The organism is Streptomyces sp. NPDC015032, assembly GCF_043080425.1.
Classification (GTDB): Bacteria; Actinomycetota; Actinomycetes; order Streptomycetales; family Streptomycetaceae; genus Streptomyces.
Genome location: NZ_JBIBVN010000005.1, coordinates 139,533 through 154,993, shown reverse-complemented (window position 1 = coordinate 154,993; position 15,461 = coordinate 139,533). Strand labels below are relative to the sequence as shown.

General features: G+C 70.9%; 13 protein-coding genes and 1 pseudogene. 5 read left to right on the top strand and 9 right to left on the bottom strand.

Features of this window, described 5'->3' with window-relative positions; translation table 11 throughout:
* Positions 1 to 3: 3 nt before the first annotated feature.
* The 6 genes and pseudogenes from ACF08M_RS11100 to ACF08M_RS11075 form a co-directional block, all read right to left on the bottom strand.
* On the bottom strand, positions 4 to 474 hold the full coding sequence (locus ACF08M_RS11100; RefSeq protein WP_392184941.1) for a hypothetical protein: 471 nt from the start codon (positions 472 to 474) through the stop codon (positions 4 to 6).
* 123 nt (positions 475 to 597) lie between these two features.
* Positions 598 to 1,191 (bottom strand): aminoacyl-tRNA hydrolase, encoded by a 594-nt coding sequence (pth, locus tag ACF08M_RS11095; RefSeq protein WP_392184940.1) that lies wholly within the window; start codon positions 1,189 to 1,191, stop codon positions 598 to 600.
* A 124-nt stretch (positions 1,192 to 1,315) separates the two neighbouring features.
* Positions 1,316 to 1,897 carry a 50S ribosomal protein L25/general stress protein Ctc gene (locus tag ACF08M_RS11090; RefSeq protein ID WP_392184939.1) on the bottom strand — a complete coding sequence of 194 codons (582 nt, stop codon included), beginning with the start codon at positions 1,895 to 1,897 and terminating at the stop codon, positions 1,316 to 1,318.
* 182 nt (positions 1,898 to 2,079) lie between these two features.
* Positions 2,080 to 3,054 (bottom strand): ribose-phosphate diphosphokinase, encoded by a 975-nt coding sequence (locus tag ACF08M_RS11085; protein ID WP_383858069.1) that lies wholly within the window; start codon positions 3,052 to 3,054, stop codon positions 2,080 to 2,082.
* Positions 3,055 to 3,174: 120 nt separating this feature from the next.
* Positions 3,175 to 4,623: a bifunctional UDP-N-acetylglucosamine diphosphorylase/glucosamine-1-phosphate N-acetyltransferase GlmU gene (glmU, locus tag ACF08M_RS11080; RefSeq protein WP_392184938.1), complete on the bottom strand. Its 1,449-nt coding sequence runs from the start codon at positions 4,621 to 4,623 to the stop codon at positions 3,175 to 3,177.
* Positions 4,624 to 4,838: 215 nt separating this feature from the next.
* A pseudogene (locus ACF08M_RS11075) lies at positions 4,839 to 5,610 on the bottom strand (hypothetical protein).
* A 155-nt stretch (positions 5,611 to 5,765) separates the two neighbouring features.
* Between ACF08M_RS11075 and ACF08M_RS11070 the strand changes: the two are divergent.
* The gene (locus ACF08M_RS11070; protein ID WP_392184937.1) at positions 5,766 to 7,079 is read left to right on the top strand and encodes a sensor histidine kinase; all 1,314 of its coding nucleotides are present in this window, start codon (positions 5,766 to 5,768) and stop codon (positions 7,077 to 7,079) included.
* A 102-nt stretch (positions 7,080 to 7,181) separates the two neighbouring features.
* Here the strand turns inward: ACF08M_RS11070 and ACF08M_RS11065 are convergent, their stop codons facing one another.
* The gene (locus tag ACF08M_RS11065; protein WP_392184936.1) at positions 7,182 to 7,715 is read right to left on the bottom strand and encodes an SUKH-3 domain-containing protein; all 534 of its coding nucleotides are present in this window, start codon (positions 7,713 to 7,715) and stop codon (positions 7,182 to 7,184) included.
* Between the two features lie 10 nt (positions 7,716 to 7,725).
* On the bottom strand, positions 7,726 to 8,250 hold the full coding sequence (locus tag ACF08M_RS11060) for a YwqJ-related putative deaminase (protein ID WP_392184935.1): 525 nt from the start codon (positions 8,248 to 8,250) through the stop codon (positions 7,726 to 7,728).
* A 301-nt stretch (positions 8,251 to 8,551) separates the two neighbouring features.
* Between ACF08M_RS11060 and ACF08M_RS11055 the strand changes: the two genes are divergently transcribed.
* The 4 genes from ACF08M_RS11055 to cutA all read left to right on the top strand — a co-directional run bounded on the left by ACF08M_RS11055 (position 8,552) and on the right by cutA (position 13,812).
* Entirely contained in the window at positions 8,552 to 9,529 is a 978-nt protein-coding gene (locus tag ACF08M_RS11055; protein ID WP_392184934.1) for an SMI1/KNR4 family protein, read from the top strand.
* 5 nt (positions 9,530 to 9,534) lie between these two features.
* Positions 9,535 to 12,240: an SUKH-4 family immunity protein gene (locus ACF08M_RS11050; protein WP_392184933.1), complete on the top strand. Its 2,706-nt coding sequence runs from the start codon at positions 9,535 to 9,537 to the stop codon at positions 12,238 to 12,240.
* Positions 12,241 to 12,421: 181 nt separating this feature from the next.
* On the top strand, positions 12,422 to 13,321 hold the full coding sequence (locus ACF08M_RS11045) for a cellulose-binding protein (RefSeq protein WP_392184932.1): 900 nt from the start codon (positions 12,422 to 12,424) through the stop codon (positions 13,319 to 13,321).
* A gap of 167 nt (positions 13,322 to 13,488) precedes the next feature.
* A complete protein-coding gene (gene cutA / locus ACF08M_RS11040; RefSeq protein WP_392184931.1) occupies positions 13,489 to 13,812 on the top strand; it encodes a divalent-cation tolerance protein CutA in 324 nt (107 codons plus the stop codon).
* Between the two features lie 70 nt (positions 13,813 to 13,882).
* Here the strand turns inward: cutA and ACF08M_RS11035 are convergent, their stop codons facing one another.
* Positions 13,883 to 15,124, bottom strand: a complete 1,242-nt coding sequence (locus ACF08M_RS11035; RefSeq protein ID WP_392184930.1) for a helix-turn-helix transcriptional regulator — start codon at positions 15,122 to 15,124, stop codon at positions 13,883 to 13,885.
* Positions 15,125 to 15,461: the final 337 nt, after the last annotated feature.

Genomic DNA, 15,461 nt, shown 5'->3' with positions numbered 1-15,461 from the left:
CGCTCACAGGGCGATGAACGTCGCCCCCAGCAGGACCCCGCCCGCGATCCCGGTGCCCCAGGCGATCCGGGGCAGCCGCAGACCGCCGCCGATGACCAGGGCGGCCAGCACCAGCGCCCCGCCCAGCGGCACCCACGCATGCAGGAAGCCGGGGGCCCCGGTGCGTACGACATCGTCCGTACCGGGCTTCACGACGACGGGGAAGCGGTCGCCCCGCCGCACCGCCACGGACTTCTTGATCGTCACCCGGGAGCGCGCGGCGGCCTGCCCGGACGGCGCGAACGGACCGGTGCAGACATCGGCGCCGCAGCCCGTGACGGTCATCGTGCCGTGCTCGCGGCCCTTGGCCAGAATGATGTGGTGCGCCGTACTCCAGGAGGAGAACACACCCGCGACGAGCAGCAGCAGGACGACACCGCCCATGGCGGCGTTGCGGATGTGTATCAGGGCGCGGTGGGAGGAGCTCCGCTTCATGGGGAGCGATCCTTGGGCAGAGCGGCGCGCGCGGTCAACTTATGGCCGAAAATCGCCGGGGTACCGGCGGGAATGTCAGCAGCCCGGCGAGCCGCGCCCCGCCGGGCCCACGCGCTCGGGACGTCAGGAGTTGTACGCGCTCTGCGCGCGCTCCAGGCCCTCCGCGAGCAGGCACTCCACCGAGTCGGCGGCCCGGTCCACCAGGTATCCGAGCTCCTTGCGCTCGGTGGCGGAGAAGTCCTTCAGCACGAAGTCCGCGACCTGCATCCGGCCCGGCGGGCGGCCGATCCCGAACCGGATCCGGTGGTAGTCGGCACCCATCGACCTGGTCATCGACTTGAGCCCGTTGTGCCCGTTGTCGCCGCCGCCGAGCTTCAGCCGGAGCGTCCCGTAGTCGATGTCCAGCTCGTCGTGGATCGCCACGATGTGGTCGGTCGGCACCTTGTAGAAGTCGCGCAGCGCGGTGACGGGGCCGCCGGAGAGGTTCATGTACGACATCGGCTTGGCCAGGATCACCCGGCGGTTCTCCGGTCCGGGCGGGCCCATACGGCCCTCGACGACCTGCGCCTGGGCCTTCTGCGCCCGCTTGAACTTCCCGCCGATCCGCTCGGCGAGGAGATCGACGACCATGAAGCCGGCATTGTGCCGGTTCGCCGCGTATTCGGGACCGGGGTTGCCGAGGCCCACGATGAGCCAGGGTTCGGTGGCATCGGACATCTGCGCTCGGTCTCCTTCGCGTACGGGTTTCCGGATGGCCGGGTTACCGGGAAACAGGGGAACGGGGCGGCGGGCCCCCGAACAAGGAACCGCCGCCCCGTCAGTGAAGCAGGGAAGGCGAGGCTCAGGCCTCGGCGCCCTCTCCCTCCTCGGCGGCCGGCTCCTCGGCCTGCGCAGCGACGACCTGCAGGACGATGGCCTCCTCGTCACCGGCCAGCACGGCGCCCTTGGGCAGCGGGATGTCCTTGGCGAGGACGGACGCACCGGCGTCCAGGCCCGCGACGGAGACCGTGACGGACTCGGGGAGGTGGGTGGCCTCGGCCTCGATGAGCAGGGTGTTCTGCACGTACTCCAGGAGGTTGCCGCCCGGGGCCAGGTCGCCCTCGACGTGCACGGCGATCTCGACGCTGACCTTCTCGCCGCGCTTGACGGTCAGCAGGTCGACGTGCTCGATGTCGCCCTTGAGCGGGTTGCGCTGCACGGCCTTGGGGATGACCAGAGCGTCCTTGCCCTCGATCTCCAGACCGATCAGGACGTTGGCGGTCTTGAGCGCCATCATCAGCTCGTGGCCCGGCAGGGTGATGTGAACCGGCTCGGCACCGTGGCCGTAGACGACCGCGGGAACCAGGTTGGCGCGGCGGGTGCGACGGGCGGCGCCCTTGCCGAACTCGGTACGGACCTGGGCGTCGAGCTTGACCTCAGCCATGACTGCACTCCTCGTAGGGTGACGAAACTTGGACGGTCACCCGGCCCACGACAGGCCTGCTACGAAGAGCGCGTCGATAACGGACCGCCGTACACATGAGTACGGCCTCCCTCGCCGAGCAACTCGCTGAGTCTACCCGGCGGGGAGGCCGCACCCAAAGTGGATCTTCCGAGCCCCGCTGCCTACTGCTCTTCGAAGAGGCTGGTGACCGAGCCGTCCTCGAAGACCTCGCGCACCGCGCGGGCGATCGTCGGGGCGATCGAGAGCACCGTGATCTTGTCGAGCTCCTGCTCGCCCGGGGTCGGCAGGGTGTCGGTGAAGACGAACTCGCTGACCTTGGAGTTCTTCAGACGGTCCGCGGCCGGACCGGAGAGCACACCGTGGGTGGCCGTCACTATGACGTCCTCGGCGCCGTGCGCGAACAGGGCGTCGGCGGCGGCACAGATGGTGCCACCGGTGTCGATCATGTCGTCGACCAGGACGCAGACCCGGCCCTTGACGTTGCCGACGACCTCGTGGACGGTCACCTGGTTGGCGACGTCCTTGTCGCGGCGCTTGTGGACGATCGCCAGCGGGGCGTCCAGGCGGTCGCACCAGCGGTCGGCGACGCGCACCCGGCCGGCGTCCGGGGAGACGATCGTCAGCTTCGTGCGGTCGACCTTGGCACCGACGTAGTCGGCGAGGATCGGCAGCGCGAAGAGGTGGTCGACCGGGCCGTCGAAGAAGCCCTGGATCTGGTCGGTGTGCAGGTCGACGGTGAGGATGCGGTCGGCACCCGCCGTCTTCATCAGGTCGGCGACCAGACGGGCCGAGATCGGCTCACGGCCGCGGTGCTTCTTGTCCTGGCGGGCGTAGCCGTAGAACGGCACGATCACCGTGATGGAGCGGGCCGAGGCGCGCTTCAGCGCGTCCAGCATGATGAGCTGCTCCATGATCCACTTGTTGATCGGAGCGGTGTGGCTCTGGATCAGGAAGCAGTCGGCGCCGCGGGCGGACTCCTGGAAGCGGACGTAGATCTCACCGTTGGCGAAATCGAAGGCCTTCGTCGGCACGAGGCCGACACCCAGTTGGTGTGCGACCTCCTCGGCCAGCTCGGGGTGGGCGCGGCCGGAGAAGAGCATCAGTTTCTTCTCGCCGGTCGTCTTGATCCCGGTCACAGCACAGTCTCCTCAGACGTGTTCCTGGCGCTGCACGCATGTGTCCCGATGTGCAACGAGCCAGCCGAAATGGGATGAGCATCTATCACGGTACGCCGTGGGTGACGTACCTGTTTCCGGTCAGCTTTCGTCTTCGGGCTCCGCCGCGGCGGTCTGAGCCGCCTGCGCGGCGGCGCTTCCCGGGCGCTTGCGGGCCACCCAACCCTCGATATTCCTTTGCTGACCGCGGGCGACGGCCAGTGAACCGGGCGGTACGTCCTTGGTGATGACCGAGCCGGCCGCGGTGTAGACGCCGTCCCCGACCGTGACAGGCGCCACAAACATATTGTCCGCCCCGGTGCGGCAGTGGGAGCCGATCGTGGTGTGGTGCTTGGCCTCGCCGTCGTAGTTCACGAAGACGCTGGCGGCACCGATGTTGGTGTGATCGCCGATCGTCGCGTCGCCGACATAGCTCAGGTGCGGGACCTTGGTGCCCTCGCCGATCGTGGCGTTCTTCAGCTCCACGTACGTACCGGCCTTGGCCTTCGTGCCGAGCCTCGCGCCCGGCCGCAGGTAGGCGTACGGGCCGGCCGTCGCGCCCTCGCCGATCTCGGCCCGGTCCGCGACCGTGTTGTCCACGCGCGCGCCCGCGCCCACGACGGTGTCCGTGAGGCGGGAGTTGGGGCCGACCTCGGCGTCCTCGGCGAGATGCGTGGTGCCGAGCAGCTGGGTGCCGGGGTGCACGATCGCGTCCCGCTCGTAGGTGACGGTGGCGTCGATCAGCGTGGACGCCGGGTCGACGACGGTCACGCCGGCCAGCATGGCGCGTTCCAGCAGCCGCTGGTTCAGCAGCCGCCGGGCCTCGGCCAGCTGGACCCGGTTGTTGATGCCGAGGATTTCGCGGTGGTCGCCGGCGACCGAGGCGCCGACCCGGTGTCCGGCCTCGCGCAGGATGGAGAGCACATCGGTGAGGTACTCCTCGCCCTGGCTGTTGTCGGTGCGGACCTTGCCGAGGGCGTCCGAGAGCAGTCGGCCGTCGAAGGCGAAGACCCCGGAGTTGATCTCCCGGATCGCGCGCTGGGCCTCGGTGGCGTCCTTGTGCTCGACGATCTCGGTGACCGTGCCGGTGGCCGGGTCGCGGACGATCCGGCCGTAGCCGGTGGAGTCCGGGACCTCGGCGGTCAGCACGGTGACGGCGTTGGAGTCGGCCGTGTGGGTGGCGGCGAGCGCGGCGAGGGTCTCGCCGGAGAGCAGCGGGGTGTCGCCGCAGACGACGATCACGGTGCCCTCGACGGTTCCGCCGAGCTCGTCGAGGCCGACGCGCACGGCGTTGCCGGTGCCCAGCTGCTGGGCCTGGTAGGCGGTCCGCAGCCGGTCGTCGGCGGCGGTGAGATGCGCGGTGACCCGCTCGCTCTCGTGGCCGACGATCACGATGAGGTGCTCGGGATCCAGTTCGCGGGAGGCGGCGACGACATGTCCGACGAGCGAGCGCCCGGAGATTTCGTGCAGGACCTTGGGGGTCTTCGACTTCATGCGGGTGCCCTCACCCGCTGCGAGGACGACGACGGCTGCCGGGCGTTCGGAGCTCACGGAAATGCCCTTCGGCTTCGGGTGGTGGACACCCGAAGGATACCGGGGGGCCTGTGGGGGCTCGGTGGGTGGACGGGCGGGGGGTACGCGTGCGGACATGCGTACGGGCCCCGACCTTGGCGGTCGGGGCCCGAGAGTGAGGCTCCCCCATCAGGATTTGAACCTGAACAGACGGTACCAAAAACCGTAGTGCTGCCTGATTACACCATGGGGGATTATTCCCGACTGAACCGGACATCTCGCTGGTCTGCCGGGCTGGCACCCAACACTATGCCGTACCAAGTGCCTTCTACGCGACGATAGAGTTCGGCGCTCTTGGTCACGTAGACGATCAAGCAGCCGCAGTATGCGTCGCCGGTGTTCTTGCGGACCGTCCTGGGGTCGTGCTTCTTCAGAGTTGCCTTCTGGAAGGAGGAGGCGGGAACGCCTGTGAGATCGGCCCAGAAACGCTCGGCTGCGGCGACGTCCGCCGACTCGTGGATGCTGACTCGGAAGTGCATGCGCTCGCGTGAGACCCCGAGCAGTTCGAGCCACCGCAGGTACAGCGTGATCACGTCCGGGTCGCTGTTGATGAACTGAAGGCTTTCTCGGCGGCTGTACGGCTTGTCCTTGGCTCCTTCGGCCCAGTAGAGCGTGACGCCTGCGAGAAAGAGTTCCCGGTCCGACAGCTCGCCGACATCGGCGCGTGCCTGAGCTTTGACTCTCCGGCGCTCCTCGTCCTGACTGGCGTGCAGGCGTGACAAGCCGGCGTTCATGAGTGCCCGGCGTTCCTCGTCGGTATATCGCGGCTCCGGCTTCGGCAGATCCCGTACCCACAGCGAGATCGAGCTCTTCGAGCAGCCCAGCTCCACCTGGATCTGGTCGTACGTCAGTCCTTGCTGCCGCAGTTCGCGGGCCTTCTGGCGCAGGTCGTCCTTGGCGGCGGAGGGCCACGGCCTGGGCGCGCAGACCTTCGAAGTCGGCGTACTTGCTCGTGATTTCCGTCATGCGCCGAGCGTCGTCCGGAATGCGGACGTCCGGTGCGAAAGCCTGCTCGATTCACCATTTCAAGCGATAAGTGGTTGTTCCGTCTCTGTTCGACGGACGTACGTGCTGTCCGGGTCACCCGAAAATGGGATGTGCCCGCCCGTAGGCTGGACGGCATGACCACAACGGGGGCATACCGGGAAGCCGCGGGTGCGACCACCCGCGGCCATGGGTGGTGGGAACGGCGGCGCGGTGTCGTTCTGGACGTGGGGCTCGCGCTCCTGTCGGCGCTGGAATGCGCACTGGAAGGGGTGCAATTCGCCGGGGACACCGGGCTGCCGGTGCCGGTCGGCGTGGTGTTCGGGCTGCTCGCGGGGGCCGTGCTGGTAGTGCGGCGGCGCTGGCCGATCGCCGTGGTGCTGGTGGCGATCGCGACGACGCCCGCCCAGATGGGCTTCCTGATGGGCCTGATCGGCCTGTACACGCTGGCCGCCTCCGAGGTGCCGCGGAGAATCACCGCGGTGCTAATGGGGATGTCCTTCACGGGGACGTTCATCGTCACGTACGTGCGGCTGCGGCAGAGCGTGGCCGAGCAGGCCGATTTCGGGCGCGACGACTGGTTCGTACCGCTGATGTCGCTGTTCATGTCGCTCGGGCTCACCGCGCCGCCCGTGCTGTTCGGCCTCTACATAGGGGCCCGGCGACGGCTGATGGAGAGCCTGCGCGAGCGGGCGGACTCGCTGGAACGGGAGCTGTCGCTGCTCGCCGACCGGGCCGAGGAGCGGGCCGAGTGGGCGCGTACGGAGGAGCGCACCAGGATCGCCCGTGAGATGCACGACGTGGTCGCCCACCGGGTCAGCCTGATGGTCGTGCACGCCGCCGCTCTCCAGGCCGTCGCGCCGAAGGACCCGGCGAAGGCGGTGCGGAACGCCGCGCTGGTCGGCGACATGGGCCGGCAGGCGCTGACCGAGCTCCGCGAGATGCTCGGGGTGCTGCGCAGCGGGGAGCCCGTGGCGGCCGGGGCCGCGCAGGTGCCGCTCGCCTCGGTCGGCCGGTCGGCCGCGGCCGTGGCCGCCGCCGCGGCGGCGGACGGGCCCCGGCTGCACGAGGTGGAGACCCTGGTCGGGGAGTCCAGGGCGGCCGGGATGACCGTCGAGCTCTCGGTGGACGGCGAGGCCCGCCCGTACGCCCCCGAGGTGGAGCAGACCGCGTACCGGGTGGTGCAGGAGGCCCTGACGAACGTGCACAAGCACGCGGCCGGCGCGAAGACGTGGGTGCGGCTCGCGCACCGGGACGCGGAGGTCGCGATGCAGGTGGAGAACGGCCCGTCGGACGCCGCCACCGCGGACGCGGGGCTGCCGAGCGGGGGCAACGGGCTCGTCGGTATGCGGGAGCGGGTGCTGGGGCTCGGCGGCGTCTTCGTCTCCGGCCCGACGGACGCGGGCGGTTTCCGGGTATCTGCAGTCCTGCCGGACCGCGGGGCGGCCTGACGGCGCGTGGGCGGCCCGGGGGCCGTCCGGGCCCGGCTTCCCCGTACCCGCCCGCCCGTCCGGCGAGGACGAGCGGACGCCGGACGGCCGGTGCTCAGCCGCTCAGCCGGGGATCAGGCGTTCCGGCTGGATGCCGCCGATGAGGGTCGCCAGCGCCTGGTCGATGTCCGGGCCGAGGTACCAGTCCCCGGTGTGGTCGATGCTGTACACGCGCCCCTCCGTGTCGATCGCGAGGACCGCCTGCCCGTCCCCCTCCTCGCCCAGCGGGCTGACCTCGGTCTCCAGCGCCCGGCCGAGGTCGCCGAGCGTACGGGCGAGATGCAGGCCGCTCATCGGGTCGATCCGCACCGGGGCCGGTGCGATCTGCCGGCCCGGCGCGGAGGCCGTGATGTGCAGCCCGCCGAACTCCGCCCACGCCTCCACGGCCGCCGGGAAGACCGCGTGCTGATGACCGGCGGGCGACGCGTGCGAGCGCAGCGCGTCGGCCCACTCCTCGGCCTGCCGGATGTCCCAGCGGCCGGGCTGCCAGCCCGCGGCCCGCAGGGCGGCGTCGACGGCGACGGGGAAGCGGGTCGAGGCATGGCGGTCCCGGCCCCCGGGGCCCGCCTGTTCGGGTAGGTCGGTTCGGTCGTGCATCGGCGCCCGGTCAGCCCTTCTCGGCGGTGGTCGCCGTCCCGGTGGTCGTGAGGTCGACGGGACGTACGCCGAAATGGGCGAGCATCGCCGTACAGGAGCGGCACGGCGGTGCGTAGGTGTCGTGCATCGGGTCGCCGTCCTCGCGGATGCGCCGTGCGGTGAGCCGTGAGTGCTTGAGGGCGCGGCGGGCCTCGCCGTTGGTCAGCGGCTTGCGCCGGGCCCGCTTGGAGCGGCCGGCTTCCGCCGCCGTGAGCTGCCGGGAGAGCAGTATCGCCTCGGGGCAGCGGCCGGTGAAGCGTTCGCGCTGGCCGCTGGTGAGGGTGTCGAGGAAGTCCTGGACCAGGGCATGCAGGACGGGCGGCTGGTCGCCCTTGCCCGCCGTGCAGGTGAGCGTCTCGCCGCGTACGGACAGCGCGGCCGCCACCGCGGGCAGGATGCCGTCGCGGCGGTGCCGCAGCTGGGGCGCCCGGCTGGTCCCGGTGCTGCTCCAGCTGACGCGCGGGTCCCCGGATGTGACTGATTGTGCAGTGTGCATGGTGCTTTCCCTCCCGTGCCCGCAGCGGTAGCTGCGCGATCTGCACGCCCCCGAGTTGCGGTGACAGCCTGCCAAATGTCCCGGCTGGTCGGGAAGCTGGGGCGGGGAAAGGCGTGTCCGTGTCGCCCGGTCGTGGCACAGGCGTCGCTCGTCCGTCACGCCGTTGTGACGGTTCGTGACGGTAGGGGGAGAGGGGCGGCACAGGGCGGGACCCGCTCTTGCGCCACCGCATAGGCTGTGCCCGGACCGCCCCCTTGGAAGGTCGGTCCTCACCAGTCAGACGCAGCAGGGGGCAACCGCCATGACGACAGGTCGGCTCGGGCAGCAAGCCGCGCCACCGAACGCGGCCTACGCCGGGCAGCTCGTGCATTTCCCGGACCCGGTCCGGGCGTCCCGCCACCCCAGAGGTGTGCGTATGGACGAGAACGGCAGCCCGGACTTCGCGCCGTACGCGCGCGCCGCCGCCGAGATCGCCGAGCCCCCGCAGGGCTTCGGCGTCGACGAGCTGCGGCTCACCGACTACGTCTCGGCCAACGCGGCGCTGGCGGCGAGCGGCCACGAACTGTGGGACACGATCCCCGCGGTCGCCACGCCGCACGGCTGGACCTGGCACCACGTCCCCGGCGGCCGGCGCATGGAGCTGATCCCGGTCGAGGTCAAGGCGCTGCTCAGACACCACGGCGGCCTGGCCGCCACCGCGGTCGACCAGAACAAGCGCGGCACCCGCCCGTTGCAGGAGACCCGGCCCGCACATTTCCGGCTGCCCAAGGGGGCGGTCGCGGTGAGCGAGCAGCAGATCCTGGGCGTCGAGGAGGACCTCGGCTACCGCCTGCCCGGTGCGTACCGCTCCTTCCTGAAGGCGGCGGGCGGTTCGGCCCCGGTCGGCGCGGCGCTCGACGCGGAGCTCGGTCTCCTGGTCGACCAGCCGTTCTTCACGGTGCGCGAGGAGGCCGCCGTGAACGACCTCGTGTACGTCAACAAATGCCTGCGGGACCACCTCACCAAGGACTACCTGGGCGTCGCCTTCGTCCAGGGCGGCATCCTCGCGGTGAAGGTGAAGGGCGATGCCCCCGGCTCGGTCTGGTTCTGTGTGTACGACGACGCCCGGGACCAGGACGGCTGGAACGTACAGGAGCGGGTGGACCGGCTGCTGCTGCCGTGCGGCAGCGACTTCGACGCCTTCCTGCAGCGGCTGGCGGGCAATCCGCCCGAGCTGGAGACCGTGGCGAACCTGATGGTGGACGGCGGCTTCGCGCGGGCCGTCCCGGTGGAGGGGTGAGCGCGATGGTGACCTTTGCGCAGGCGCAGGAACGCGCGGACGAGTGGATCAACGGCGATATGCCCGCGTACCAGCACCGCGAGGTGCGGGTACGGGAGTTCGAGCTGGGCTTCGTGGTGTGGGGCGAGGACCGTGCCGGGGGCCCGGTCTCGGACGGCGGCCGGCAGCGGCTGGTGATCGCGCGGGACAGCGGTGAGGCCACCCTGTGGCCGGGACTGCCGGTGGGCGAGGTGATCCGGCGGTACGAGGAGGAGTACGGCGCGCACGGTGCGGCACCGGCCGCTCCGGAGCCGCCGCAGCGCATCGATCTGAATCAGACGTCGTTCCTGCTGAGCCCCCCGGAGTGGCTCCAGGAAGCGGCCAACAAACTGGGCATCCCGGACCACCGGGCGAGCCGGGACGGGGCCGCGCCCCCTCCGGCCCCCTCGGCTCCTTCAGCCCCCTCGACTCCTTCAGCTCCCTCAGCCCCTTCGGATACTCCGCCTCCCGTCGCCCCTGCCGCGCCCGCGCCCGTGCCCGCGGCCGTGCAGGGTTCGCGGGGCGGGCAGGTCGGGTACGAGCCGACCGCCAACGACGGCGTTCCGGCGTCCTCCGTCCCGGTATCCCCGCCGAATGTCCCCGTCGGGTCCACCCCCTGGGCCGGGACCGACACCAACGCAGGTACCGACGACGGTGCGGTCCCCCTGCCGGCCACGGTGTTCGCACCGCCGCTCTCGGGCGCCGACGACGAAGGCACTCCGCCGCCGGTCGTACCGGCCGATGCGCCGACCGCTCTGATGTCCGGCGGCAGCCAACTGCCCCCGACGGCGGTCGTCCCCGGCCTGGAGCCGCGGGGAAGCGGTGCGCCCGCGTCCGGTGCGCCTGCTCCGGGAGCGCAGGGAGCCCCGGGTGCTCCGGATGCTTCCGGCCCCGGTGCCGGTGGCATCGCGGACGCGGCCACCAGCAAGGCCGTCGTGCCCCCGCGCGGTGCCCGCGCGGGTGGTTCGACGACTCCGCCGCCGCCCGGTGTCCCCGGCGCCCCGGGCGCCCGCCCGGGTGCGCCCCTGCCGCCGTCCTCGGGCCCGGGTGCGCCCGGCGCTCCGGCGGGCGGGTACCTGCCGGCGCAGCACGCCTCCCCGCAGGGCCCGCCGCCCGGTCCTCCCGGTCCTCCGGGCCCTCCTGGAGTTCCGGGTGCGCCGCAGCCGCCTGGTTCGCCTGGTCCGCCCGGAGCCGCAGGTGCGCCGCAGCCGCCTGGTCCTCCCGGTCCGCCGGGTCCGCCTGGTGTTCCCGGTGCTCCTGTTCCTCCGGGTGCGACGCCTCCGCCGCCGGGTGGTGGGGTGCATCATGCGGCGACGATGCTTGCCGACCCGAGCATGGGTGGCCCGGGTGCGCCGCAGCCTCCTGGTCCGCCTGGTCCTCTCGGGCCTCCTGGCCCGCCCGGAGCCGCTGGTGCGCCGCAGCCTCCCGTTCCGCCCGGTCCGCCCGGTCCGCCGGGTCCGCCCGGTGTTCCCGGTGTTCCCGGTGCTCCTGTTCCTCCGGGTGCGACGCCTCCGCCGTCGGGTGGTGGGGTGCATCATGCGGCGACGATGCTTGCCGACCCGAGCATGGGCGGCTCGGGTGCGCCGCAGCCGCCTGGCCCGCCTGGCCCTCCTGGCCCGCCCGGTCCGCCCGGCCCTCCCGGAATACCGCAGGGCAGCGCCCCCACGCCGCCCCCGGCGTACGGGTATCCGCAGGCGCCGGGTGGTCAGCCGACCGTCGGCCCCGGCTACCAAGCGGTGCTGCGCTACCGCGCGCCCGACGGCAGCGAGCAGCAGCTGATCCGCCGTTCGGCGCCCGGCACCCCGCACCCCGAGTGGCAGATGCTGCATGAGCTGCGGGCCATGAACGTGCCGCCGCAGCAGGTCATCGAACTGCACACCGAGCTGGAGTCGTGCGAGCTGCCCGGTGGGTACTGCGCGCGGATGATCCGTGAGACCTGGCCGCAGGTACGGATCACCAGCGTCGCCCCGTACGGCACCGATCACGCCAGCCGTCAGCAGGGCATGCAGCATCTGCTCACCCATCAGGGCGAGCTGCACCAGGTGGCGGACGGGCCGGCGCGTCCGGCGCCGGTGCGGGCACCGCTGCCGCAGATGCCGCCCGCGGCCCCGGTGCCGCCGGAGGCCATCGCCCAGGAACTGCTGCAGGCCTTCGGGCCGCAGGGCATCCTCCGCTTCGACCAGCGCGCGGTGTCCCGTCAGGGTGTGCCCGAGACCGTGGCGCAGACGCTGGTGTGGGCCGGGCTGCCCGCCGACTTCGGGCCGTTCTTCTGGGCGCAGCCCGGCCTGCCGGTGGTGCCGACGCTGGGTGAGCTGGCCGCGCAGCGGCAGGTGCAGGCCGCCCCCGACGCCGGGTCGTACCTCGTCATGGGGTCCGACTTCGGGCGGGCGATCTGTGTCCAGTACGGCACCGCGAACATCGTGGCCGTGCCGGTCGAGGCGGGTTCCCCCGCGGGCGGGCACAGCCAGTCGGTGGCGCCGCAGTTCGTGAACACCGGGCTGCCGGAGTTCCAGCGCTCGATGGCGCTGCTCGGCCGGATGTGGCGGCTGCGTTTCGGGCTCAACCCGGAGCAGGCGGGCCGTTGGACGGTCGACTTCCAGGCCCAGCTGGTGGCGCTGGACGCGGCGGCGCTGGCGTCGCCGGAGAGCTGGTGGTCCGTACTCCTTGAGCAGATGTGGGACGGGCTGATCTGACCCGGAAGGCCCCGCGGACGGTGCCCGGCTCCCCGAGAAGGGGGCCGGGCACCGTGCCGTGTGGGGCCTGTGATGCCTGTCGCTTCCGTCCGGAAAGCCGCTGATCGATTCCGACTTCTGTGTCAATTGCCGCATCCTTGACGTACCGCAGGTGGTCGAAGAGTCGAAAGAGGCTTCAGGGATGAGTTCTGCACCGGTGTCCGCTCATGGCTTTGTCGGCGTACGGGGACGTGGCTACCGTCCGGAGCAGGTGGACCGCACGGTGGCGGTGTTGTCGGCGGAGCGGGACGAGGCGCGGGAGCAGGTGGCCCGGCTGACCGCGCTGGTCGAGGAGATGTCGGCCGAGTCGGTCCGGCTGAACGAGGCCGTCGCCCGGCTCGCCCCGCAGGACTACGCGTCGCTCGGTGAGCGCGCCCAGCGGATTCTGGCACTCGCCGAGAGCGAGGCCGAGGTTCTCCGGGGTGCCGCCCAGGAGGAGGGGCAGGCGCTGCGGGACGCGGCGGACGAGGCGGGCCGGGGGCTCCGCGAGTCGGCGCGGGCGGATGCCGGGGTGATGCGGGCGGCGGCCGAGAAGCACGCCGACGAGACGCTGTCCACGGCCCGGGGCACCGCCGAGACGACCGTCGCCGAGGCCCGCGAGGAGGCCGCGGAGGTGCGGGAGCGGGCGGAGTCCGCGATGGCCGAGACGCGTCGGCGCACCGCGAGCGTCCTCGCGCACCAGGAGCAGGAGCACACCGAGCGGTGGAAGACGGCCGAGCGTGAGGTGGCGGAGGCGGAGGCCGCGCAGGCGGCGCGCCACGACGAGCTGACCGAGCAGGCGGAGGCCCGTCTGGCCGAGGCGCGGCGGGCGCTGGCGGAGACCGAGGAGGCCGCACGGCACGGCCAGGAGGACGCCGAGGCACAGGGGGCGGAGCTGATCGCGGCGGCCAGGGCCCGTGAGGAGCGGGTGGACAGGGAGACGGAGCGGATTCTGCGGGAGCACGAGGAGAGCCGCGAGGAGATGCATGCGCACATGACGCATGTGCGCAACACGCTGGCGGCGCTCACCGGCCGGGTGGTCCCGGACTCGGCGGAGGACTGATCAGCGCACTGTCATGGGTGTTCGGGCAGGTGGAACGGGGGCTCACACGGCAGTTGATCCGGGCAGCCTGCTTGAGTCCCACCCGCCTCTCCTGGTAGCGGCGAGCTTTCGGTGTGCCCCAGGCGGCTGGGTAGGGTCGGGGCACACCGGGCTGGAGAGGTAGCTGCATGACCGACATCGTGATTGCGCAGACGACCATCGACAACGAGGACCAGGCGAAGGGGCTGGCGCGAGGCGCGGTCGAGAGGAAGCTCGCAGCGTGCGCGCACATCGACGCGCCGTTCACCGCCTACTACTGGTGGAAGAACGAGATCGAGACCGCGCAGGAGTGGCGGATCTCGTACAAGACGACCAAGGACCGTCTCCCGGACCTGGAGGCTTGGGTGGCTGAGAAGCACCCATATGACGTTCCTGAGTTCATCACTCTCCCCGTGACCGGCGGGTCCGACGCGTACCTGTCCTGGGTCGTCGAGGAGACAACCGATTCCTGACGACGAGGCGGAATCGCGGGTCGGCGTTCGGGCCCTGAGCCTCGTCTCCCGCTTTGAGCGGGGCGCGATCTCAAGACGCGAACTGTCGTAGGTGGTGGGCGAGTTCCTGCTCATTGTCCGGAAGGCAGGCGGCGATCGTTCGGGCCCGTTCTCTGCCCATCGTGTTGGGCTTGGCCTGTGTCGCAGCCGCGAACTGACGCGACACGTAGACACCCTGGTCGATGTCACCACCGCGCAGCAGCGCCGATGCCAGGTCGCCCAGCACGACAACGCCGCCATCGGGTAGGGCGGTTCCGAGGCGTTCGACCATGTTGTCTGCCGTAGCCGTCAGCTCCTGACGTCCCAACTGCCCGTACACCGACAGTGCAAGGGAGTCCATGCGATGCGGAGTCATGAACCGGACCCACGCCTGCTCGCCAGTGTGATCCGCGAAGTCGTAGGCGAAGCGTGCGCGATCGAGTGCACGTAACGCGTCCGCGTCGTACCCGGCCTGTGCGGCCTCTTCCGCGTGCCTGCCGTGGACCCAGGCGGCAGCGGTGGCGTTTCCGCGGCCACGCACATCCTGGGCAGCCTGCGACAGGAACTTCATTCTCTCCTGCGGTGTCCCGGCACAGTAGCTGGCATAGGTCAGAGCCAAAGCCCGTAGCGGTGGATGCCCGGCGGTGTCTGCGCAATCTGAGGTGACCTTGTAGTAGGCGTGAGCCTTGTCGTGGTCGCCCAGGTCCCAGGCCATCCATCCGGCTAGGGCGGCGGTCTCCCCGGCGGCGATGGTAAGGGCGCGCTCGTGCCCGCCGGCACGAGGGAGAGCAGTGGTGATCGCGTCGAGGTGCGACGCGACTGCGTTCTGCAGGCGGTGGGCGCTGAGGTTGAGTTCCTTTACATGCAGTTCAGCAGCTCGATCAATGAGCGCGACCGCAGAGGCGCCATCGATTTTGGATCCCTTGTTGAGGGCAAAGGCGAGCCGTCCCCAGGGTTCGGCAACGGCGGTGACACCCATGACGGCGCCCCCGAGCACCGTGCGGCGCTTCACGTTGTCCAGGTCCTCCTCTTCACGGATGTATCCCTTTCTGCGCCTGGTGCGGGCGGCTTTGGCCTCCTGTTGTAGCTCTTCGAAGTGGACGCCGCAGGCCGCCGCGATGTGCGCGAGCGTGTGGTTCGTAGGGACGTTCTCAAATTTTTCGTAGCGGCTGACCTCACGGCGGGTCATGGTGTCCCGGCCGGAGACTGCGTTGATCGCGGCTGCTTGCTCCTCCTGGGTCCGGTTCGCTTCCTTCCGAAGCCTGAGAAGCAGTTCGGCGAACGGATCTGGCATGAGTGTGGCCTCTGTCGGTGGGGTCGGATCCAATCATGGCTTCAAATCCATCCCGCTGATTTCCCCCTTGACAGATTTTTCCCCCTCTTGGTTCCCCTGGCAGGCGGCGTCACCGTGCGGTGCGATTGGTGCATGACCAGGCTCCAGAAGGCGACCGCACCAAGCGGGGGTACTGGCGACTTCGCGGCCAGGTTCCTCGTCGATGCATTCGCGCACCGCTGGGGAAGCACCGGTGAGGAGAAATGAGTTCGGCTGCCCAACGGATGGCAGCGGGGAGGACGTGGAATGAGCGTCGCTCCGGCCATGCTGCCGATGGAGAAGTTCACTCCGGGCGCAC